Raw genomic sequence first — 22,437 nt, 5'->3', positions numbered from 1 at the left:
CTTCTTCTTGCGATGTCACCCCACCTCTATGCGGCTCGTAGGACTGCTTATTCCGCGCAGACCTCCTGTCGGACAAGTTCAGAACGATGCGACCACGAGCTGCCGCTTTCGACCGGGCGGCCCAAGCCGGTCCGGCTGTCGGACAAGTTCAGAACAGAGGGAGCCGAAGGCGTCCGCTTCCGGGCAGCCGAAACCGGGCCGACTGTCGGACAAGTTCGAACGGTGTGGCCAGGACGCGTCCGTTTGGGTCCGAGCCGCAACGGCCAGTCCGGCTGTCGGACAAGTTTGGAACGGTGCGGCCGCGACCTGCCCGTTTCGGTCTGAGCCGCAGGAACCAGCCGACTGTCGGACAAGTTCGGAACGGCGTGGCCCGAAGGCGCTCAGTTTGCCTGGGCGGCGGGAACCTGTCGGACTGTCGGACAGGTTTGGGGACCGTGGCGAGGGACCGGCCGCTTCGCCTGGGGAATCATGTCCGACTGTCGGACAGGTTCTGACCTTACGCCTCCCTGGCCGCCTGGGTCGTCATTTGTGGCCGCGCTGCTTCCGTCAGCGCAGCCGCTGGCCGAAGGCCCTCAAGCGATCGCGGGCCTTCAACAGCTTCTCGCGGGGAATGGAGAACACCGCGCGCACCCGCTCCGGGTCTCCGCACCACGCGCCACCGTTGAGCACGACGTGCGTGTGCTCGTAGACGACGCGCGGCAGGTTCTCCGGCGTGAGCTTCACCCCATCCACCGAGCGCCCCAGCCACGCCGTCATCGGCGGCGCGAGGAACAAGCCCCCCGCCTCCGTGGCCTCCGCCCGGCCGTCATCGGGCAGCGCCTCCGCCAACAACGCGCGCTTCTCCGCGAGGTCGCGCCGCATCCTCGCCAGGTAGTTCCTCAGCGCCTTGTGCCGGGCGGCGTAGAGCAGTTGTCCGTCCGGTCCTCGCGCATGGGCCGCGTACAGGTACGCCGCCGCGCGGGCGGTGGGCGTGTGCAGCACTCCCGGGGCGCTGTCTCGCAGCGCCGCCACCAGCGCCCGGTCCTTCGTCGCCACCCACCCCACTCGCAGGCCCCCGGCCGCGAACTCCTTGGACAGCCCTCCCAACAACACCGTCCGCGCGCCGATGCCGGGCACCGCCCCCTCCAGCGTCACCGGGCTGTGCACCGTCTCCGCCGTGGGGTTGGTGAGGTTCACCAGGCCGAAGATTTCATCGGAGATCCAGAGGCAGCGCTGCTCCACCACGAACGTCGCCAGCGCCATCAACTCCTCGTGCGACAGGTAGTGCCCCGTGGGGTTCGCCGGCTGTGACAGCACCACCGCGTCCGGCGTGCTCCCCCGCGCGCGGCGCGACAGCAGAGTGCCCAGCGGGCCGGACTCCACCTCGCAGCCGGCCGCCAGGAACGTGGGCTCCAGCACGCCGTAACAGGGCGTCACCAGGAACACGCGCGGCATCCGGCCCAGCCGCTGGCGCAGCGCCACGCCCAGGTGGTGCATGAGCGGCCAGACGCCGGGCGCCACCACGACGTCCTCGGGGACATAGCGGGCCCCTCGCGTCTCCAGCAGGAAGGCCGCCACGGCCTCCGCCAGCCCCGTCTGCGCTCCGTCCGCGCGCGGCGCCACGCCCGCCGCGATGAGCCCCTCCACCAGCGGCAGCGGCATCGGGCCCTCGTTCTCTCCGTAGTCCAGGCGCACGAGCTCCGGGTCGTCCTCGCGGAAGAACTTCGGCGCGAACGCGGGCAGCTCCGACAGCTTCTCGATGCGGCGCGAGCGCGGCAGCGGCACCTCCGGCGCCCGGTGCGGCGAGGGCGGCTCCGGCTCCGCGAACGCCATGCGGAAGGCGAGCAGCTCCGAGAAGGTGCGCTCGTAGAACCACTCCGCCAGCACGCTGATGCGCGAGTACGTCACCTCCGCCGCCACCTCCAGGTCCACGCGCAGCGGCTCCGGCACGGGCAGCAGCAGCGTCAACTCCAGGTCCGGCCACACCGCGTTCTTGATGAGGCCGTACAGGATGACCAGGTTGGGCGCGTGCTGCGTCCGCGCCAGGAACTCGAAGAGCGTGCGCGGCTCCACGTCCCCGGTGATGTTGAAGAAGGCGCTCTCGTCCAGCACCACCCAGATGCCCCGCCGCGCGGCCTCCGCCACGATGTCGCGCAGCACCGCCAGGTTGGTGCGCTCGCCCGGCTCCACCGTCAGCAGCACGGCCTTCACGTCGAAGGCACTCAGCAGGCGGCGGATCTCCCCCAGCGTGTTGTGCGTCACCGTGGCGCGCACGCCCGCCTTGTCCAGCGCGCGCGCGTAGAGCGGGTGCAGGCTGCGCGACACCAGCACCGCGTCCCCGGGGTCACAGGTGGCGAGCAGGAAGGAATAGACGGCCTGCTCGCGCTCCGGCGCCACGAACAGCGAGTCCTCCGACAACCTCAGGCCGAAGTGCCGGTCCAGGTAGCGCGCCACCAGCCTGCGGAAGGACGCGTCGCCGGCCTCGTGCGCGTAGGGCAGGAAGGGCGCCTGGGACAGCCGCTCCGCGAGCGCCGTGACGAAGCCCAACTGCTCCGCGGACGCCGCCCCCAGGTCCAGCTCCTCCTGGAGCGCCGCGATGCCCAGCGAGCGCAGCGCGGCGCGCAGGGCCAGCGTCTCCCGGGGCTGCGACAACTGGGCCTCCCACACCGCCACCTCGTGCCAGATGGGGTGGCCTGACTGCAGCCAGCCCAGCGCCGTCGCCGCGCGCAGGGGCTCCGGGCTGTGGGCCTCCATGAAGAACTCGAACTCGCGCCCGGTGCGCTGCTCCAGCGACACCAGCGGGCGGATGTCCGTGTCCGCCGCCTGCATCACCCGCCGGGCCACGCGCACGCGGGTGGTGAAGCCCCGCCGCGTGAACATCCGCGCGATGATGGCCCGGCCCGGACGGCCCGCCAGGTTCAAGAGCAGCCGTCCCCCGGGCAGCAGCCGCTCCGGCGCCTCGTTGAGCAGGCGCGCGATGAGCCCCAGGCCGAAGTGGTCCTCGTAGACGTTCTGCAACGAGGTGTAGTTGGACAAGTCCAGCAGCGCCTGCTCATCCGCCTGCGCCAGCTCCGCGGGCAGCTCGTCGCTCCGCAGCACCTGCGGGATGCACCCGACGATGAAGTCCCACTCCGGCTTCTGGGGCAGCCCGAGCAGCAGGTCGCTCTCGCCAAAGGACAGCCGCGACACCAGCGCCTCGTCGCCGTTGAGCCACGCGTTGCACAACCCCACCGCCGGGGCCTGCGGGTTCAGGTCCAGCCCCCGGATGCGCGCGAGCCCCGTGAACTTCGCCAGCGCGATGCAGATCCACCCGGAGCCGGAGCCCACCTCCACCAGGTGCTTGCCCGCGTACTCGTCCAGCGGGACCTTCAAGAGCCCCTCCAGGAACGTGAACGCCCACGCCTCCGGCGCGAAGATGGACGGCGGAATCAACAGCTCCAGCCGCTCCTGGGACGCGCCCACCGCCACCACCACCGACGCCAGCCGCAGCGGCGCGCCCTCCGGCTGGTCGCGAGACAGCTCCGCCAGCTCGCGCAGCTCCGCCAGCGCCCGCGCACGCTCCTGCGGCCGGGCCAGCGCCTCCGAAAGCGTACGCAACTGGACAAAGGCTTCACGGGCTGACGCGGGATAGGTGGCCATGGCGCGCCGACTGTCCGGGCCCGCATGTCCCCTGTCAACGACCGCATGAGCACGGCGGCCTGACGCATCGCAGTATCGATTTACAGATTGCCATTCCCAGTTTACACGGGAAATCTTGAGTCAAACGCCAGTAAGCAGCGCCCACCGGGCGGCCCCTCTCGCCCGGTGAGGACGCCCCATGAAAAGACAGTCGCAACTGGCCTTGCTCGCGGTGTTCGCCGTCATCCTGTTACACGCGCCACCGGCGGCGGCTCAAATCGCCGCCGCGCACGTGTATCACAATCACATGCCCAACTTCTGGGCGTACTACGACCTGACCCAATACAACGCGACGCCGGTGGGCGGCCCCATCCGCTACGCGTATGACGGGCAGGTCATCCAGATAAAGCAGTCCCCTCCGGCCAACTACACCTACTTCCTGCCGTCGGGCGCGCCCATGCCGCACGACGACCTGGTGACGTATTACTCGCACCACGCGAAGGTGGGCGCGTATCAGTACTGGCCGCCGGACGTGGCCGCGGACATGAAGGCCAACGCCTCCACGGGACAGATTCACGTCACCATGTCCGGCGCGGTGGTGAACAACGTCAACGACCTGGTCACCCGCCGCAACGTGTCCGGCTACGACAACGCCAACTGGGGCGCCACCTGGCGGGACCGCTACGCCAACCTGCGCACGCCCGCGGGCAACCGCTCGTTGGACCTCATCCACTTCACGGGCCACCACTCCATGGGGCCGCTGGTGGGGCCGGACTACTTCCTCAAGGACCTCATCTACCAGAGCGCCACGCTGTCCCAGTCGTACTTCCTGGGCAGCGGCTTCACGGCCTCCAAGGGCTTCTTCCCCACGGAGCTGGGCTTCAGCGAGCGGCTCATCCCCACGCTGGCGAAGCTGGGCGTGAAGTGGTCCGTCATCGGTGACAACCACTTCTCCCGCACGCTGAAGGACTACCCGTTCCTCAACGACCCGGGCTCGGACACGCTGGTGTCGCCGCCCAACCGCGCGGACCTCCAGAACACCAGCACCGTGGGCGCCTGGGTGAGCGAGCCCATGGCGCACGAGCAGCAGGTCATCCGCAACAAGTACCCCTTCGCCTCCACGCCGCACTGGGTGCGCTACGTGGACCCGGCCACGGGCGCCGAGTCGCGCGTCGTGGGCATCCCCGTCAACCAGAACGGCTCCTGGCTGGAGGGCTGGGAGGGGCAGGCCACCGTGGACGTGGTGGGCCTGCGCAACTTCGAGGGGCTGACGTCCCAGAAGCAGTTCTTCGTGCTCGCGCATGACGGCGACAACTCCGGCGGGCGCGCGGGGTCGCTGGACACGTGGCTCAACGGCCGGGCCGTCACCTGCACCGGCGGCGTGCAGTGCCTGGGCATCGACGAGTACCTGGTCAACAACACGCCCGCCTCCACGGACGTGGTGCACGTGCAGGACGGCTCGTGGGTGGACACGCGCGACTCCTCGTCCGACCCGCAGTGGCACCACTGGCGGCTGCCCTTTGGCATCTGGAAGGGGCAGTTCCCCGCGTTCAACTCCGCCACCGGGCTCAACCTGGCGCCCAAGACGAACCTGAGCGGCGTGCAGGAGGGGATGACGGTGTCGCTGGAGCACGGCTGGCACTACCTGGAGCGCAACTTCGCGCTGCTCCAGGCCGCGATGAACTACGCGAAGACGGCCGAGCAGGTCTGGCTGGACGCGCACCCCAACCACTGGAAGCCCACCACCGCGCTGGATTCGCAAATCACGCACGCGGGCAACCAGCTCAACCCGTGGATGCTGTCCTTCCCGGTGAAGGGCGACGCGGCGAACGACTGGGCGGGCGGCGCGAACCCCGCGGAGCTGGCCTGGTACTTCCTCCTGCCGGCCATGGACTCCGGCTTCGGCTACTACGACGAGAACGTGGACGACAACGTGAAGCCCACGCTGTCCTTCAACCAGTCGCTCTACTTCTCCAAGCCGTACGTGCAGGACCGGCTGGCGCAGGACCGCACGGGCCCCTCCGTCTGGTGGCCGCAGCGCTGGCCGTACAACCCGGGCAGCGCCAACACGGACAAGTCCGAAGGCTGGACGCTGCACCACTTCGACAACAACTTCGCGCTGTACACCTACGCCTACGACGTGAGCGGCATCGCCAGCATCAAGGCGCGCGTGCGCGTGCACACGGCGAAGAGCATCGACCCGCTGGACAACACGCCCCGCGTCTACGACCCGGCGGCACTGAAGGCCGCGGGCGTGCCGGGCATCGACCCGTCCCGCGTGGGCGCCTGGGTGGATTACCCGCTCCAGCGCCGCGAGCTGCGGCCGGTGATGAACGGCGTGGCGTGGCAGCCGGCGCACCTGCCGGTGATGCAGAAGGTGGCCGCGCAGGAGATTGGCGACCTCTACTACGTCTACCTGGGGACCTACCGGGACCAGGTGCTCGACTACTACATCGAGGCCACCGACGCGCGCGGCAACGTCACCCGGAGCGAGATCCAATCCGTCTACGTGGGCGCCGGGAAGTACCGGCTGGAGGGCGGCAAGTACATCGAGGACATCAATGGTCCGGTGACGGGCACCTACCCGTTCCTCCGCGTGGACACCACGGCGCCGTCCGTGCCCACGGGGCTCGCGGCGACGCGCACGGACCGCTCCGTGACGCTGACGTGGACGGCCTCCACGGACAACGTGGGCGTGACGGGCTACCAGGTGTTCCGCAATGGCACGCAGGTGGGCTCGCCCACGTCCACGAGCTACACGGACAGCGGGCTCACGGCGGGCACGGCGTACAGCTACACGGTGCGGGCGCGGGACGCGGCGGGCAACACGTCCGCCGCGAGCAGCGCGCTCTCCGTCACCACCCTGCCCCCGGACACCACGGCGCCGTCGGCGCCCTCGGGGCTCTCCGCGTCGGGGGTCACCAGCTCGTCGGTGGTGCTGAGCTGGACGGCCGCCACGGACAACTATGGCGTGAGTGACTACCTCGTGTTCCGCAATGGCACGCAGGTGGCCGCGCCCACGGCGACGACGTACACGGACACGGGGCTGTCCTCGAGCACGACGTACAGCTACACCGTGAGGGCCCGTGACGCGGCGGGGAACACCTCGGTGGCCAGCGCGGCGCTCTCCGTCACCACTGGCCTGGGGTACACGACGACGGTCTATTACAAGAAGGGCTTCGCCACGCCGTACCTCCACTACCGCCCGGCGGGGGGCACGTGGACCACGGCCCCCGGCGTGCTGATGCCGGACGCGGAGGTGACGGGCTACGCGAAGTACACGGTGAACCTGGGCTCCGTGCAGCAGTTGGAGGCCGTGTTCAACAATGGCAGCGGCACGTGGGACAACAACAATGGCGTGAACTACCTGTTCCCCACGGGCACCTCCACGTTCAACGCGGGCGTCATCACGGCGGGCGCGCCGGTGAGCGACACCACGGCGCCGTCGGTGCCCTCGGGGCTGACGGCTCCGTCCAAGTCCGCGACGACGGTGTCCCTGAGCTGGACCGCGTCCACGGACAACGTGGGCGTGACGGGCTACCTGGTGTTCCGCAATGGCACCCAGGTGGGCTCGCCCACGTCCACGAGCTACACGGACAGCGGGCTGTCCTCCAACACGGCCTACAGCTACACGGTGAGGGCGCGCGACGCGGCGGGCAACACGTCCGCCGCGAGCACCGCGCTCTCCGTCACCACCAGCGCGGGCAACACGGCGACCGTCTATTACAAGAAGGGCTACGCAACCCCATACATCCACTACCGCCCGGCGGGGGGCACGTGGACGACGGCGCCGGGCGTGGCCATGGCGACGGCGGAGGTCTCCGGCTACGCGAAGCACACGGTGGACCTGGGCTCCGCCACGCAGTTGGAGGCGGTGTTCAACAACGGCAGCGGGACGTGGGACAACAACGGGGGGCTCAACTACTTCTTCCCCGCGGGTACCTCCACGTTCAACGCGGGGACCATCTCCGCGGGTGCGCCGTCCCAGGACACCACGGCGCCCTCGGTGCCCACGGGCCTGACGGCTCCGTCGAAGACGGCGACCACCGTGTCTCTGACGTGGACGGCGTCCACCGACGCGAGCGGCATCGCGGGCTATGACGTGTATCGCAACGGGGCGCTGGTGGGCTCGCCCACGACGGCCAGCTTCACGGACACGGGGCTGACGGCGGGCACGGCGTACAGCTACACCGTGCGGGCGAGGGACACGGCGGGCAACGTGTCCGCGGCGAGCAGCGCGCTCTCCGTCACCACGTCCACCAGCGGGGCCACGGTGACGTTCAACGTCACGGCGAGCACCGTGATGGGCCAGAACGTGTACGTGGTGGGCAACGTCGCCGCGCTGGGGAGCTGGGCTCCGGCCAATGCCATCCTGCTGTCCGCGGCCAACTACCCCACGTGGAGCGCGGCCGTCGGGCTGCCGGGCTCCACGGCGATTGAGTACAAGTTCATCAAGAAGGACGCCGCCAACAACGTCACCTGGGAGAGCGGCGCCAACCGCACCCTGACGACGCCGGCCACGGGCAGCTCGACCGTGAACGACACGTGGCGCTGAGCCGTTGAAGCGGACTCGCGGCGGGCCTGGAGACCGGGCCCGCCGTCGAGGCATCGCGGAGGGCCCGGCTCAGTCGGAATCGCGAGCGGCGGCCACCGCCTCGCGGTCGTAGGCCTCCTGGTGTTTCTGGATCGCGTCGATGTGCGCGAGGGTCCAGTCGTACAGCACCGCGAACGGCTCCTGGAGCGACCTGCCCAGCGGGGTGAGCGCATATTCGACGCCCGGCGGCGAACCGCCGAGGACGCGGCGGCGGACCATCCCGTTGCGTTCGAGCTTTCGCAGCGTCTGCGTCAGCACGCGCTGGGTGATGCCCTCGAGCTGCCGCTTGATGGCGTTGAACCGCCTCGGCCCGGGCACGAGCACGGCAAGGACCATCATCGACCACTTGTCGCCAATCTGGTCGAGGATCGGGCGGGTGGGGCAGTCGGCTCGGTAGATGGGTGCGTCTTCAGTATCGCGCGGCATACCTGGGATGCTGAAGGTACGCTCTTGAACCTTGGTATTCAACGGATACCTTCAACGCGCACTCTTGAAGGAGAGGAATCGAGATGGCGCGTTTCAAGGACAAAGTCGTGGTCGTCACCGGCGGAAGTGATGGCATCGGGCTCGCGACCGCCAGGGCCTTCGCCGCGGAGGGGGCAAGGGTCTACGTCACCGGGCGAAGGCAGGAGAGGCTCGACGAGGCAGTCACCGAAATCGGTGGTGCCACCGTTGGCGTCCAAGGGGACGTGGGAAATCTCTCCGACCTCGACCGGCTCTACGAGCGCATCAAGCGCGACCACGGCAGGGTCGATGTCGTCTTCGCCAATGCGGGGATCTCCGAAACCAGGACGCTTGATGCGATCGACGAGGAGCACTTCGAGCGCGTGTTCAGCGCGAACGTGAAGGGCATGATCTTCAGCGTGCAGAAGGCGCTGCCGCTCATGACCGACGGAGGAGCGGTCATCCTCGCCGGCTCGGCCAGTGGCAGCAAAGGCTTCCCTGCCCTGTCGGTCTACAACGCGACCAAGGCCGCGATCCGCGCACTCGCGCGAACCTGGACGACCGACCTGAAGAGCCGAGGCATCCGCGTCAATGTGGTCTCACCCGGGGTGATCGAGACGCCCGCGATGCAGACATACCTCCAGCGCAACGCGGGGATGGAGGACGTGCTGAAACAGATGACACCGCTCGGGCGGCTCGGTCAGGCGGAGGATGTCGCGAACGCGGTGCTGTTCCTGGCGTCGAAGGAGAGCAGCTTCGTCGCGGGCGTCGAACTCTTCGTGGATGGGGGTGTCATGGCGGTGTGACACGGATTGGCGGATGCCCGTGGGTGGCCCCCGGGCTGCTGCTGACCGCCCCCTGCTCCAACAGGCGTGAGGTGAGCCCGGGCGCGCCTACCCCTGTGGCGCGGCCGGGGTCAGCAGCAGGTCGGACAGGCCGGGCTTGGAGCGCCGCAGCAGGTCCTCCAGCGAGTACTTGTCCAACGTGGCGAGGAACGCGTCGCGCGCCTCCGCCAGCACGCCCTTGAGGCCGCAGGCCGGCGCGATGGGGCAGGTGTTGCGCTCCCGGTCGAAGCACTCCACCAGGTGGAAGTCCGGCTCGGCCGCGCGCACCACCCTGCCCAGCCGGATGTCTCCCGGGGCCTTGGCCAGCAGCACGCCGCCGGCCCGCCCGGGCTTCACCTCCACGTGTCCCTCCTGCGCCAGCGTCTGCACCACGCGCACCAGGTGGTGCTTGGAGATGCCGTAGGCGTCCGCCATCTCCTGCGTGGACGACGGCCGCCCGGGACGTGCCGCCAGGTACATGAGGACGCGCAGCGAGTAGTCGGCGTGAAGGGTCAGGTGCAAGTCAGGCGGCTCCGGCGGCAGGCCCTGCTCGCGGCGCGCTCGGCAGGAAGGCATCCGCGTGGATGTCCTTCAGCGAGAACCCCGCGAGAAAGAGCTTCTTGCGCAGGGATAGCACCGCTTCGGGGTTGCCGCAGAGGAACGCCCGCCAGCCCACCAGCCGCTTCGGGAGGCACGTGAGGACCTTCGCCTCCAGGGCCCCCTCCTCCACGTCCCCGCCGCCTCCGGCCAGCACGACGGGGCGGTAGTGGAGGTTCGGATGGCTCGCCGCCAGGGCCCTCAGCGCGTCCATGAGGTACAGCCCGCCCGGGTCCTTCGCCCCGTGGAACAGGTGGATGGGGCCCGTGTGGCCCGCCTCCAGCGCGTCCCGCAGGATTCCATACAGCGGCGCGAGCCCCGTGCCCGTCCCCGCCAGCAGCAGCGGCGCCTCCGGCTGCCCGGGCACGTAGAAGCAGTCCCCGGCCGGCCCCTGCACGTGCACCGGCTCGCCCTGCCGGACGTCACGGGCGAACCAGCCGCTCATGGCGCCCCCGGGCACGAGCCGCACGTGCAGCTCCAGCCGGCCCTCGCGGGGCAGGCTCGCCAGCGAGTAGCTGCGCGCGAGCCCGTCCGCGCGCACCACCGTGACGTACTGCCCCGCGCGATAGTCGAGCGGCGTCTCCACCTCCAGCCGCACCGCGAACACGTCCGCGCTGAGTGCCTCCAGGTCCACCACGCGCGCGGGGACGCGCAGCTCCGACGCCCCCGCCACCTCCAGCGCCGCGCCCTCCTGGGGCCGGCACGTGCACGCGAGGAAGTAGCCTCGCGCCCGCAGCGTGTCCTTGAGCCCCACCTGCGCTGCCTCGGGCACGGGGCCCGAGGTCGCCCGCATCAGGCAGGACTGGCAGGCCCCCGCCCGGCACGCATGCGGCACGCGCACGCCCTGGCGCAAGAGGCCGTCCAGCACCGTCTCTCCGGGCTCCAGCGGATACCACTCGGATTCATGCCGCACCTTCGCCATGGCGTGCCTCCTTCCCGGGCTGCTTCAGCGGTTCAAGACGTCCGCGCGCGCCCCTTCGGCGACGGCCATCACCTGGCCCACCAGCTCCGCGGGCACGCCCAGCTCCTCCAGCGTCTCCTTCAGGTGCCCCGCAACCGCGTCGAAGTGCGACCCGTTCAGCCCGCGCTCCACCAGGTGCTTGTGCCCCGCGCGCATGTCCTTGCCCGAGTAGTTCGCCGGCCCGCCGCACACCATCGTCAGGAACGCCTTCTGCTTGGCGGCCTGGCGCTCCATGTCCACGTCCTCGAAGAAGTGGTTGATGCGCTCGTCGGCCAGCACCTTCCGGTAGAAGACCTCCACCGCCGCCGCCATCGCCGGTTCCCCGCCAATCTTCTCGTACACGCTCGACATGACTTCGCTCGCTTTCTGGGCCCACGCCCCAAAAGATGCATCCTGAATGCATCTTTAAGGGCCCGGCCGTCAACAAGGCGTCGCGCCGCGCATCGGGTCAGCTTCTGGCGCATGTGTCCTGGCCTCATGCGCACAGTGGGGGAGGTGTTCGTCCTGGTGGGCCACGGGACGCCGTGGGCGCGCCGTCCTCAGCCGGGCAGCAGGCCCCGCGCGCGGCGCACCACGCGCTCCACGCCGCTCTTCACGTGGTCCAACGGCAGGAAGCGGTTCACCGGCGTGGGCCGGTAACCCAGGGGGCCCAGGCGCTTGCGCAGCGCATGGTTGGCGCGCAGCGCGCGCAGGTGCCGGGCCGTCTCGCGGGTGTTGAAGATGATGGACAGCGACACGGAGACGTCCTCCGGGCCGTTCTTCACGTAGTGCGGCGCCACGAAGGGGATGTGCAGCGCGTCCCCGGGGCCGAACGTGTAGCGCGTCGCCGTGGCATCGAAGGTCTCCCGGTAGTTCACCTTGGAGCCGGAGCGCGCGACGAAGGCCTCCAGGTCCGGCGCGGGAACCACCTCTTCGTCCCACGCCTTGGAGATGTGCACCGCCTTGGTGCCCCGGAACTGCATCAGCAGCGTGGAGTAGCGGTCCAGGTGGAAGGGCGTGACGCTGCCGGGGGACGCGATGAAGAGGTAGAGCATGGGGTCCACCGCGCGCGTGCCCACGCCCTGCGCGCGCATCAGGTCCTCCACCTCCGCCAGCAGCGCGCGGTACAGGTCGTGGAAGCTGGGGTCCTGCTCCGGCGCGCGCAGCATGATGTACGAGCTGCTCGTCATCATGTTCTCCACGGTGTCCTTCAGCGACAGGCCGGTGCGGTGGTCCACGTGCGCGCGGTCGAAGTCCGCGTCCTTGGGCAGCAGGCCGGAGCTGAAGAACACGTTCTCGGAAGGCAGCCGCTGCACCACGCCCGCCAGGTTCTCCAGCTCCAGCGCGGGGTGCCCCAGCAGCGTGTGACGGCACCGGAAGGACTCACGGTCGAACTGCAGCGGCGACCCGACGGACTCGAAGATGCGCTTCACGAAAAGTGACTCCTCGCCGCCTTCAGCGACAGATGTTCACTCCATGCCAGCAGAGCGCGGCCACAGGTTCAAATTGGGGCATTTTGCCCCGCCCCCTCTGAAGACACCTTGGCCGGTGGGAGGTGGCGCAGGCCGCCTGCCCGCCCTGCCGTCGCCCTTGGGGGCGGGGCGAGCGCGACCGGGAATCATGCCCATGTTTCGCCCATCACCTCGATGGGAGGAAGAGACATGGCGCTGGAAGCAATCCTGTTGTGGGCGGTGATTGGCCTCATTGCTGGATGGCTCGCGTCCGCGGTGGTGGGCGGTGGCTACGGCCTGATTGGCGACATCGTCGTGGGCGTGGTGGGCGCGTTCCTGGGCGGCTTCATCCTCCGGGCGCTCGGCACGGGAGCCCCGTTCGGCGGCCTCGCGGGCACCATCTTCGTGGCGTTCATCGGAGCGGTGGTGCTGCTGCTGCTACTGCGGCTCATCCATTCGAGCACGGTCCGAAGGGTCTGATCCGGACCGGCAAAAGGCTCGGCCACTTCTCGCGCGGGCGCATGCGTCCCGCGCGAGAAGTGCCTCATGTCATGGCGTCACGGGCACTGGTAGGGGCTGCCCGGCGTTTGCACGCAGGTGCACCACCCGCCGGAACAGACCTCGTTGTGGGCGGCGCTGCACTTGATGCCGCAGCCGCCGCAGTTGTTGTCGTCGCTGTAGATGTCGGTGCAGAAGCCGCCGCACTTCGTCTGCCCGCCAGGGCATCCCGTGGGAGTGCTGCATACACCTCCAGAGCACGTCCCTCCGCCCGGGCAGCTCATCTGGCTTCCGGAGCAGCCGCCTCCGCTGTTGCAGGTGTCGCCCGTCGTGCAGGCGTTTCCGTCGTCGCAGGAGGCACCGCTAGGGTTGCGCTGGCAGGCCATCGCCTGAAACGTCGAGACGTCCGAACAGCTGCCCGAGCGGCAGAGCTTCTCGGTGATGGTGCGGGTCATCTCCCCTGAGGTGCTGCAGGGGTTTGATCCCAAGGTTCCATCGCAGCCACTCCAGGGAGGGTAATAGGCGCCACCGCACGACGCCCCTTCCGTGCTCCGATGGCACCATTCAACCTCCTCGAAGGAAGTCTGTTGGCAGCCGCCATTGGAACAAACACCGGAGGTGATGATCCGGCCCCTGGGTGCGGTTTCGCCACACCTGTCACTGTAGAAGCAGACGCTCCACGGTCCCGTGCTGTTCGTCCCGCACGCAAGACCGTTGGTATTGCGGTAGCAATTCGCAGTCTCGATATCCGTGAAGGCCTGACACGTGCCGGAAGAGCACACACGCACGGTGATGGAGCGCTCCCGGATGCCCTCATCCGCACATGAGTCCGCGTAATCGCACGAACTCCATCCTTCCGACGTCGTGCTCCCGCAGGTCGTGCCGTTGGCTACCACGTCATCGCCAGGGCACTGTGCGCTGCTGCCCGTGCAGTACTCTGCGACGTCACAGACGCCAGAGGCCGCCCGGCACAGCGTCGACGCGGGCTTGAAGCTCCACTGGGTCGTCGACAATGTCGGGTCGCACACCTGGCATGCCCCCGCCGGGTTCGTGGCCCCGGAGGCGTAGAGGGTGCCGTTGATGAAGCAGTTCGTGGAGCACTGCCCGGACGCGTTACAGATGCTGCCCGCGCCGCAGCTGGTTCCCGCCGCGACATCGCCGTCCGCCGGGCACTGCGCGCTGCTGCCCGTGCAGTACTCCACCGCGTCACACGCATCCGCCGCGCCCCGGCACACCGTGGCCGGGGACTGGAAGCTCCAAGCCAACGTGGACCGGGCCGGGTCGCACACCTGGCACGAGCCCTCCGGATTGGCCGCCCCCGCCGGGTACAGCGCTCCGTCGATCCAGCAGCCAGAGGTGCACTGCGCGGAGGCATCGCACACACCGTCCTCGCCGCAGGCCGTGCCCACCGTCAGTGTCGGATGCAGGCATGAACCCGATGCATCACAGACGTCCGTGGTGCAGGGGTTGCCGTCGTCCACGCACGCCGTTCCTTCGGGAGCGGGCGCGTAGGTGCAGGCCCCCTGGGAGCAGGTGCCCGCTGACCGGTGGCATGCGTCCGGCGGGGCGTCGCACACCTTGGCCGTGCCTGCACAGGCATTCACGCCGTCACCGTCGCAGACATCCTCGAGGGTGCACGCGTCCCCGTCGTCGCACGTCGTGCCGCGCGGGACGGCGGTGCAGGTGCCTTCGTTGCCGGGCAGGTTGCACGCGTTGCACTGCCCATCACAGGCTGAGTCACAGCAGACGCCGGACGCGCACTCGCCGCTGTAGCAGTCGCGGCCGGACGCGCACGCTTCGCCGTTCTCTTGCTTCGTCCCCCACTGCGCCTCCACCGGCCGTTCCGGGGTCTCCGGGGCAAGGGATTCGTCGACACAGCCTCCGTCCCAACAGACCTCTCCCGAGGCACAGCCCGCGCCACAGGTCTCGTCGGTGACCTCCGAGGCGCACTGGGCCAGGAACAGGGTGAAGACACACAACACGACGGTGCCGCTCAGGGCACGCACGGATCTCAAGCGGGGCATGGGGGAACTCGGGGGATGAGACGGGGGCACGCGCGGGAAGCGTGAACACGGCCCACACTCCGGGTCGTGATTGCCAAACTCGTAGCACTCCCTGTCACATGTGTAAATCCCAACCCCTCTCAAAGCCCTCCCGGGTGGCCGCCACCCCATGCCGTACAGCCTGAAGGTGAGCCACTACTCGCGCGGGCGCATGCGTGTCCCGCGCGACAAGTGTTTCATGGCCTGATGGTCCTATTGGGAACTGGCCGCGAAGCAGGCGGGGAGTGCCCCAGGCTCGCCATCCTTCACGGCATAGTCATACCGGCAGACGCACTCCATGTTCAGGCAGACAAACCCCGCGCTGATCAGGCACCGGTTCCCACAGGCTCCGCAGTTGGCGTTGCTGTTGAGGTTGGTGCAGACACCATTGCACATGGCCACATCCGGACCGTTGCAGGTCGCCGGGCAGACGCCGTTCGAGCACGTCCCACCACCGGGGCAGGACATCTGGGTGCCGGAGCAGCTTCCTCCGCTGTCGCACGTGTCGCCCGTGGTGCAGGAGTTGCCGTCGTTGCAGGAGACGCCCGTGGTGTCCCGCTCGCATGTATTCGTGATGGTGCGGCTGGCGCTCCCGCTACAGGACCCAGAGGCGCAGAGCAGCGTCGTCTCCACGAGGGACTGGGTGCCCGTCCGGCCGCACGTTCCACTGAAGCCGCCACAAGCAGACCAGGGGCCGATATTGATTCCGCAAACGGTGCCCGTCGTGGAACGGCCGCAGTTCCCCTGCTCCGTCGTGGTGAAGCTTCCACACGAGCCTGACGAGCACGTCCGCGTCGTCACGCTGCGCGACTGGGTCCCGCTCTCGGCGCAAGTCCCCGAGTAGCTGCACGCGCCCCAACTGCCCGCCGTGGTGGTGCCGCACGACTTGCCCTCGGTGCTGCGGTAGCAGTCCGCCGTCTCCGTGCCCGTGTAGGCCTGGCACGTGCCAGCGGAGCAGATGCGCTCCGTGACGGTGCGCGACTGGACGCCGTCCTCCGCGCAGGTGCCCGAATAGCTGCAAGAGCCCCAGCTCCCCGTCGTCGTGCTCCCGCAGGTGAAGCCGTCCGTGTCGCGCGTGCAGGCGCGGGTCTCCGTGGTGGTGGACGCCTGGCAGCCTCCGTTGAAGCACGCCTGCACCGTGACCGTCCGCGACTGCGTGCCTGCCTCTCCACATGCCCCGGAGAACCCCTCACACGGTCCCCAGGCGCTCTCCGAGCCGCCGCCGCACGTCGTGCCGTTACCCACCGCCGCGTCGCCCGGGCACTGCGCGCTGCTGCCCGTGCAGTACTCGGCCGTGTCACAGACACCGGAGGCCCCGCGGCACACCGTGGACGCGGGCTTGAAGCTCCAGCCCGTCGTGGACAGCGTCGGGTTGCACACCTGGCACGCGCCGGCCGGGTTCGTGGCCCCGGAGGCGTAGAGGGTGCCGTTGATGAAGCAGTTCGCGGAGCACTGGCCGGACGCGTCGCAGATGCTCCCCGCGCCGCAACTGGTCCCCGCAGCGACGTCGCCGTCCGCCGGACACTGCGCGCTGCCGCCCGTGCAGTACTCCACCGCGTCGCAGGCATCCGCCGCGCCACGGCACTGCGTGGCCGGGGACTGGAAGCTCCAGGCCGACGTGGACCGGGCCGGGTCGCACACCTGGCACGGGCCCGCCGGGTTCGCCGTCCCCGCCGCGTACAGCGTCCCACCGATGTAGCAACTGGAGATGCATTGCGCGGAGGCGTTGCACACGTTGCCCGCGCCGCAAACCGTGCCCACGGCCAGCACCGGATGCAGGCACGTGCCCGACGCATCACAGACGTCCGTGGTGCAGGGGTTGCCGTCGTCCACGCACGCCGTTCCCGCCGGCTGCTTCAGGTCCGGAGGGCACTCGCCCCCCGCGCCCGTGCAGGTCTCCGCCACGTCACAGGGGCCCACCGCCGCGCGGCACGCCGTGCCCTGCGTCCGGGGCGCGTACGTGCACACCCCCGTTTCCGGCTGACAGGCCCCGGCGTTCTCCAGGCAGACGCCGCCCGGTGACTCGCACAGTGTCATCGTGCCGCTTCCGCAGAGCGCGTCGGCGCCGCAGGTCTCACCGCGGGTGCAGGCATTGCCGTCATCACACGCGGTGCCCGCGGGCTTCGGCGCGTAGGTGCAGGCCCCCTGCGAACAGGTGCCCGCAGCCTCGTGACACTGGCTCGGCGGAGTGCCGCAGGTCTTGAGCGTGCCCGAGCAGGCGTTCTCCCCTTCCCCATCGCAGACATCCTCCAGGGTGCAGGCGTCTCCGTCGTCACACGCCGTGCCGCGAGGGACGACGGTGCAGAGGCCCTCGTTGCCGGGCAGGTTGCACGCGTCGCATCTGCCGCTACAGGCCGAGTCACAGCAGACGCCATCCGCGCAGCTTCCGCTCTGGCAGTCGCGGTTGGCGACACACGCCTCGCCGTTCTCCTTCGTCGTTCCCCACTGCGCCTCCACCGGCGTGGGGATGATGACCGTGGGCTGGACGCACTCGCCCCCGGCGCAGACCTGTCCGTCGGGACACACCACCCCGATACAGGCTTCATCGATACAGCCTCCGTCCTGGCATGCCTCGCCCGCGAGACAGCCCGCGTCGCAGGCGTCCTCCGGTTCATCCGAGGCGCATTGGACCCACAACAGGGAAAAGACACACAACACGGCGGTGCCCGTCAGGGCACGCAGGTTACGCAATAGGGGCATGGGGGTTTTCCAACGACGGGGCACAACGACAAACGCCCGAAGCCCCCAGGGCCGCATGGACCTGGAGGCTCGGGGCGGAAGCGGCGTCTCAAGACACCGCGACGGCTACGGCGCGAAGGTGCCCGTGACGAGCATCGCGTGCGCCTCCGGCCAGGCGGACCGGAAGGGGTGGCCCTGGAAGTCGGCGTTACCGGAGGAGGCCGCCTCCAGGATGGCGTAGTAGCGCTTGCCGGCCGCCAGCACGCCGGGCGGGAAGCGCAGCGACGTGGCCGCCGTGTACATCTGCGCCACAGGCCCGCCCGCGCTCTGCGCCGTACGCCCCTGCGCGTTCACGAAGACCTCATAGACGCGGATACGGTAATGCGTGGCTGAGCCCACGGCGGGCGCGGTCCAGGAAAAGCGCGGAGTCAGGCCCACCCCCGTCAGCGTACCGAAGGCGTCCTGGCCCGCCAGCGTCGGCGAACGCGCGGGGCTCAGCCGGGGCGCCAGCGCGGAAGCCTGGAACGCCGGCAGCGCGTCCGCCTGGCCCACCGTGGGGCGCACGGTCAGCGCCTGGGTCGCGCCTGGTGCCAGCAGCGGCACCGTGAAGGACGTCTCCGCCATGCCCGCCTGCGTGAAGCCCGGGTGGGGGTTGCCGAAGCTGAAGGCGAAGACGCGGTTCGCGGCGCCCGGGGTCGGGAAATAGGTCAGCAGGTCCGGCGCGGCCGTGTAGCTGCCCCGGGTGCCGTCCGGGAACGCCGCGACGAACAGCGCGTGGGCCGCCGGCTGGGCGCCGGGGTGCACCTGTGTGCGCAGCGCCTCGAAGTCCTGCGTGCGCAGGTCCACGTTCAGCACCTGCTCCTGCGCGAGCGCGGCCATGGTGCCCGCGATGCTCGCCGTGCCGCCCTGGGCCACCGCCAGCGGCGCCGAGTAGGCCCGCGTCGCCGCCGTGTAGTTCACGGGCTCGCCGTTCGTCGCCTCCGACTTCATGGACAGTTGGTGGAACGTCACCGTGTCGCCCGCGGAGTCCTCCACGAGGTTCGCGTTGCGCATGCCGGCGTACCGCAGCGTCTGGGTCCAGCGCTGGCTGCCCGCGGCCAGCGCGGCGCCCGTCAGCGCCAGCTCCGGCACGCCCTGCGCCCACAGGCCCGTGCCCGCGGAGAAGACCTCGATGTCGTCCCCCGCCTGCCAGGACGCCAGGCCCTGCAAGTCCACGGACAGGGTCGTGCTCGCGTTCGCCGGGGTCGCGTCCGGGCGGCCCTGCCCGTCACGCCCCAGGTCCGGCGCGCGCGAGGACGTCACGACGTAGTCCTTGCCCAGCCGCAGGTAGTACGCGCCCGAGGGGACGCCCTGGATGGTGAACGTGCCGTCCGCCGCGCCCGCGCCGTTGAACGTCGTGAACGAGCCGTCCCCCTGCTCCACCAGCGCCTGCACCACCGTGGCGCCCAGGTCCGCGCCCCGCGTCACCTGCGCGTTGCCCGTCGTCACGAAGCGGTCCACCGACGCGCCGCGCACGGCCAGCGGCTGGATGGTGAAGGCCTGGCTCGCCAGGGGCGGCAGCCCCGTCACCGACGCCACCAGCGTGTAGCCCACGCCCGACGCGTCGATGCTCAGGTCCGCGAACGTCGCGATGCCCGCCACCGGCGCGGCCTCCACCGTGCCCGACAGCGTGCCCGCGCCGGGGTTCGCGCCCAACGCCAGACGCACCGGGCCAGAGGGTGCCAGGGACGTGCGGCCCAGGCTGTCCAGCAGCACCACGCGCACGGCGGGAGTGATGGCGTTCGTCGCCAGCACGTCCGAGGGCTGCGTGAGGAAGCCCAGCGTCGTGGCGCACGCGGGGCCCGTCCAGGTGAGGGTGAAGGTCTGCACGGCCTCCAGTCCCTCCGCGTCCGTCACCCGCGCGCGAACCACCGGCGTCGCCTGCGCGTCGACGCAGGCGGGGGCCGTCCACGTCACTTCGCTGCCCTCGGAGATGGGGGCGGGCGTACCCAGGGTGCCCACCGGCGCCTCCCAGGCGAAGCCCAGGGCGGTGCCTTCCGGGTCCATGGCGCGGACGTTGAAGCGCACGATGCTGCCCGGGCCCACGGTGCGGGCCGTCTGGAACGCGCTGGTGATGCGCGGCGCCACGTTGGCGGTCACCGGCGCGCCCACGCACACGCCCAGGTGGCCCAGGCCCTCGCCGCCGCGGCCGTCCGTCACGCGCACGGTGAGCTGGCAGTTGTCACAGGTGTTCTGCGCGGGCAACTCCGTGGGGGTGAAGTGCGCGTTCGCCGTGCCCTCGTCCGTCCAGGTGCCCGCACAGCTCGCGGTCCAGGCGTAGTGGAGGTTCGCCGCCACGTCGTCGTTGTCCACGCCCTGGGCGCTCACGCCAATGGACTGGCCGGGGACGACCTGCGTGGGGAAGCCGATGAGCGACACCACCTGCGGCCAGGAGTTGAACCGGACGAAGACCTCCGCCTCACCCACGCCCGTGCCCTCCACCAGGATGGGGAAGCTCACCGCGGTGGACGCGCCCATCTGGTCCGCCACGGTCAGCGTCAGGGTCTGCACGCCCTCCGTCATGGGGGCCGTCCAGCGGGTGGACAGCGCCGCGGGCGTGCTGAAGGTGCCCGCCGTCGCCGTCCATGCGTACGTGAGCACGTCCCCGGTGTTCGGGTCATAGGCCGTGGCCTTCACGTCCACGAAGCCGCCCACCTCCACCGTGGAGCGCGACACCACCAGCGAGGTGATGACGGGACCGGCGTTCTCGAACTCGGGGGACGGGTCCACCTGCTGCAACAGGATGTTCACCTGGACCGTCTGGTTGGCGGTGATGGTGACGTCCAATGCCTCACCCCGGTAGATGAGCCGCGCGTTCGAGTCATACGCGAAGGCCCGGAAGCGGCGCCCGGTGCCCGCGGGCAGTTGGCTCAAGAGGCCCGTCCACACCGAACCATCCGGCGCGAGCTGCACGGTGAGCTCCGGCTGGCCCGGGCCATCCACCGTGAGGTCCACCCGCTGCACGTCGGAGGCGGTCACCGACTGGTGCACGGCGACGACGAAGCGCGCGGCGCCTGCCTCCTCCGCCTGGGGCTCGGAGGGAGCGGCCGCCTTCTGACAGCCAGCCAGGGTGAGCAACGCGGACACGACGACCAGGAACCGTCCCCACGAAGGGGGCGGTGCCCGGAGAGGCATTTGAGCGGACATAGGGATTGGGGGCGAAGGAGGGAGACCCGCGAGGGGATGCGACGGCGCGCGCGGGCGGCGCGACCCCGACCCACACCCTGGGTCGAGGTCTCGGTTTGGTAACACCCAATCCAAGACATGCGAATTTTTCGTCTTTCAGACAAACCAACTCATGAAGTGGGTCTGTTTCGACAGACGTTTCAATTCAAACCCCCGGGTTGGGCACTACCCACGAAGTCCGGTGGGCACTCCAACAGTGACGCCAGACATCCCTGAATGACTGTCATCACACGGCGCACCGAGACATGCGTCACCGCCAGAAAGGACGGGGGTGGGGGCCTGATGACGCCAGACACCAGGGGCCTGACGGCAGTCACCAGCTTGGGGGCCTTCCGCGCCCCCTTGGACGGCCCGGCCTCCAGTCATTCCAGGGACTTGGATCACATTGGAGAGCTGGCACGCGCCGTGCTCTAGCCCCCCACATCGCTGCACCGGACGGCAGCTCCCGGCCGCCCCATCCCATCTCCGAGGAACACCGCCATGGCGCTCTCCCCCCTGTCGAAGTCGTCCGTTCCCAGCTCCTCCTTCTCTCCCCGCACGTCCGCCACGGAGTTCTCCAGCCCGGTGTCGCGCACCACGGCGGTGACGGCGGACGCGGCGAAGGCCAAGGGCGGCCCGGGGTCGCTCCAGGGGATGTTCCAGGCGGATGGCTTCGACGCGCCGGCGGGCGTGGGCAGGAAGGGCGCGCTCCAGGGAGGCAATCCCATGGAGCAGTTGGCCGAGATGGTCCAGATGCTGAAGCAGTTGGTGGAGCTGCTCGGTGGCATGAACGGCGCCGGTGCGCAGCAGGGCGCCGCTCCGGCCATCGAGGGCGCGTCCGGCGCGGCGCAGGGCGGCGTGCCGGACCTGGGCGGCGAGGGCGAGGGCGCGAGCGCCAACACCCTGCCCCCCGAGCAGGGCGCCGCGACCGCCGCCGCGGCCCCGGCCCCCGCGGCCCCCCAGCAGGACGCGGCCGTCGCCGGGCCCCAGTCCGTGGGCGCCCCGGGCGCGTCGAAGGGCAAGAACACCCTCACCCTCAACAACGACGGCGACAAGCCGATGACGGTGAACTTCACCCCCAACGCGGGCGAGAAGCCCGTCGACTCCGTCACGCTGAAGCCCGGTGAGAGCCGCACGGTGCAGTTCCCGGACAACTGGTCCGGCAACTTCCGCAGCGACAGCGGCGACGGCAAGAACGCGACGCTCGGTGAAGTGAAGTTCGACGGCGGGTTCGGGAACACCTACTACGACGTCAGCTACATCGAAGGTCACAACACCTCGATGACCATCCAGCCGGAGGGCGGCGGCCGCCTGTCGGGCACGATGGACAACCTGCTCGCCTCCGCGCCTGACTCCGTGAAGGCCAAGGGAGCGGACGGCTCCGCGTACGGCATCAAGAAGAGCACCACGTCCAACGTGCAGGATCCGGAGGTGGTAGACTTCTTCCGCAAGCACGTCGGTGCGGATCAGGGCTACGTCATCCCCACGGATGACGCGAGCACGCTGGGCAGCAAGAACAGCAACCTCGTCGTCCACCTGAAGAACCTGGCCTGATTCCCCCCTAGCG

At 69.9% G+C, this 22,437-nt stretch carries 14 protein-coding genes; 6 read left to right on the top strand and 8 right to left on the bottom strand.

The window, feature by feature from the left end; translation table 11 throughout:
* Positions 1-546 precede the first annotated feature (546 nt).
* Complete coding sequence (locus K8556_RS29500; RefSeq protein WP_223743456.1) at positions 547-3,576, bottom strand: aminotransferase class I/II-fold pyridoxal phosphate-dependent enzyme; 3,030 nt, start codon at positions 3,574-3,576, stop codon at positions 547-549.
* 220 nt (positions 3,577-3,796) lie between these two features.
* Between K8556_RS29500 and K8556_RS29495 the strand changes: the two genes are divergently transcribed.
* Positions 3,797-8,152 (top strand): carbohydrate binding domain-containing protein, encoded by a 4,356-nt coding sequence (locus K8556_RS29495; RefSeq protein ID WP_223743455.1) that lies wholly within the window; start codon positions 3,797-3,799, stop codon positions 8,150-8,152.
* A gap of 69 nt (positions 8,153-8,221) precedes the next feature.
* Here K8556_RS29495 and K8556_RS29490 read toward each other — a convergent pair whose 3' ends face one another.
* Positions 8,222-8,659 carry a helix-turn-helix domain-containing protein gene (locus tag K8556_RS29490; protein WP_223743454.1) on the bottom strand — a complete coding sequence of 146 codons (438 nt, stop codon included), beginning with the start codon at positions 8,657-8,659 and terminating at the stop codon, positions 8,222-8,224.
* Between the two features lie 41 nt (positions 8,660-8,700).
* Here K8556_RS29490 and K8556_RS29485 point away from each other — a divergent pair, with 41 nt between their 5' ends.
* A complete protein-coding gene (locus tag K8556_RS29485) occupies positions 8,701-9,441 on the top strand; it encodes an SDR family NAD(P)-dependent oxidoreductase (protein WP_223743453.1) in 741 nt (246 codons plus the stop codon).
* A gap of 87 nt (positions 9,442-9,528) precedes the next feature.
* Here K8556_RS29485 and K8556_RS29480 read toward each other — a convergent pair whose 3' ends face one another.
* From K8556_RS29480 to K8556_RS29465, 4 genes are all read right to left on the bottom strand, one after another.
* The gene (locus K8556_RS29480) at positions 9,529-9,981 is read right to left on the bottom strand and encodes an Rrf2 family transcriptional regulator (protein ID WP_223743452.1); all 453 of its coding nucleotides are present in this window, start codon (positions 9,979-9,981) and stop codon (positions 9,529-9,531) included.
* 1 nt (position 9,982) lies between these two features.
* A complete protein-coding gene (locus tag K8556_RS29475) occupies positions 9,983-10,978 on the bottom strand; it encodes a 2Fe-2S iron-sulfur cluster-binding protein (RefSeq protein ID WP_223743451.1) in 996 nt (331 codons plus the stop codon).
* Between the two features lie 24 nt (positions 10,979-11,002).
* The gene (locus K8556_RS29470) at positions 11,003-11,368 is read right to left on the bottom strand and encodes a group 1 truncated hemoglobin (RefSeq protein WP_223743450.1); all 366 of its coding nucleotides are present in this window, start codon (positions 11,366-11,368) and stop codon (positions 11,003-11,005) included.
* 188 nt (positions 11,369-11,556) lie between these two features.
* A complete protein-coding gene (locus tag K8556_RS29465; RefSeq protein WP_223743449.1) occupies positions 11,557-12,429 on the bottom strand; it encodes a JmjC domain-containing protein in 873 nt (290 codons plus the stop codon).
* 228 nt (positions 12,430-12,657) lie between these two features.
* Between K8556_RS29465 and K8556_RS29460 the strand changes: the two genes are divergently transcribed.
* The 3 genes from K8556_RS29460 (at position 12,658) to K8556_RS29450 (ending at position 14,457) form a co-directional block, all read left to right on the top strand.
* A complete protein-coding gene (locus K8556_RS29460) occupies positions 12,658-12,927 on the top strand; it encodes a GlsB/YeaQ/YmgE family stress response membrane protein (RefSeq protein WP_120565150.1) in 270 nt (89 codons plus the stop codon).
* Between the two features lie 201 nt (positions 12,928-13,128).
* A complete protein-coding gene (locus K8556_RS29455; protein ID WP_223743448.1) occupies positions 13,129-13,338 on the top strand; it encodes a hypothetical protein in 210 nt (69 codons plus the stop codon).
* Positions 13,339-14,025: 687 nt separating this feature from the next.
* Complete coding sequence (locus K8556_RS29450) at positions 14,026-14,457, top strand: hypothetical protein (protein WP_223743447.1); 432 nt, start codon at positions 14,026-14,028, stop codon at positions 14,455-14,457.
* A 743-nt stretch (positions 14,458-15,200) separates the two neighbouring features.
* Here the strand turns inward: K8556_RS29450 and K8556_RS29445 are convergent.
* The gene (locus tag K8556_RS29445; protein WP_223743446.1) at positions 15,201-17,687 is read right to left on the bottom strand and encodes a hypothetical protein; all 2,487 of its coding nucleotides are present in this window, start codon (positions 17,685-17,687) and stop codon (positions 15,201-15,203) included.
* 105 nt (positions 17,688-17,792) lie between these two features.
* A complete protein-coding gene (locus tag K8556_RS29440) occupies positions 17,793-20,792 on the bottom strand; it encodes a hypothetical protein (RefSeq protein ID WP_223743445.1) in 3,000 nt (999 codons plus the stop codon).
* A 579-nt stretch (positions 20,793-21,371) separates the two neighbouring features.
* On the opposite strand from K8556_RS29440, the gene K8556_RS29435 reads away from it, so the two are divergent.
* Positions 21,372-22,424, top strand: a complete 1,053-nt coding sequence (locus K8556_RS29435) for a hypothetical protein (RefSeq protein WP_223743444.1) — start codon at positions 21,372-21,374, stop codon at positions 22,422-22,424.
* Positions 22,425-22,437: the final 13 nt, after the last annotated feature.

It is taken from the genome of Corallococcus sp. AS-1-12, assembly GCF_020036995.1.
GTDB lineage: Bacteria > Myxococcota > Myxococcia > Myxococcales > Myxococcaceae > Corallococcus.
Note: the sequence above shows the minus strand (reverse complement) of the source record. Positions and strands in the feature narration are given on the sequence as shown.

What these genes read in the sequence shown, in the direction of transcription:
- K8556_RS29455 (WP_223743448.1), top strand. Translation starts at nt 13,129, where the DNA reads ATGTCGGTGCAGAAGCCGCCGCACTTCGTCTGCCCGCCAGGGCATCCC.
- K8556_RS29445 (WP_223743446.1), bottom strand. Translation starts at nt 17,687, where the DNA reads ATGCCCCTATTGCGTAACCTGCGTGCCCTGACGGGCACCGCCGTGTTG.
- K8556_RS29485 (WP_223743453.1), top strand. Translation starts at nt 8,701, where the DNA reads ATGGCGCGTTTCAAGGACAAAGTCGTGGTCGTCACCGGCGGAAGTGAT.
- K8556_RS29450 (WP_223743447.1), top strand. Translation starts at nt 14,026, where the DNA reads ATGAAGCAGTTCGTGGAGCACTGCCCGGACGCGTTACAGATGCTGCCC.
- K8556_RS29470 (WP_223743450.1), bottom strand. Translation starts at nt 11,368, where the DNA reads ATGTCGAGCGTGTACGAGAAGATTGGCGGGGAACCGGCGATGGCGGCG.
- K8556_RS29460 (WP_120565150.1), top strand. Translation starts at nt 12,658, where the DNA reads ATGGCGCTGGAAGCAATCCTGTTGTGGGCGGTGATTGGCCTCATTGCT.
- K8556_RS29495 (WP_223743455.1), top strand. Translation starts at nt 3,797, where the DNA reads ATGAAAAGACAGTCGCAACTGGCCTTGCTCGCGGTGTTCGCCGTCATC.
- K8556_RS29475 (WP_223743451.1), bottom strand. Translation starts at nt 10,978, where the DNA reads ATGGCGAAGGTGCGGCATGAATCCGAGTGGTATCCGCTGGAGCCCGGA.
- K8556_RS29435 (WP_223743444.1), top strand. Translation starts at nt 21,372, where the DNA reads ATGGCGCTCTCCCCCCTGTCGAAGTCGTCCGTTCCCAGCTCCTCCTTC.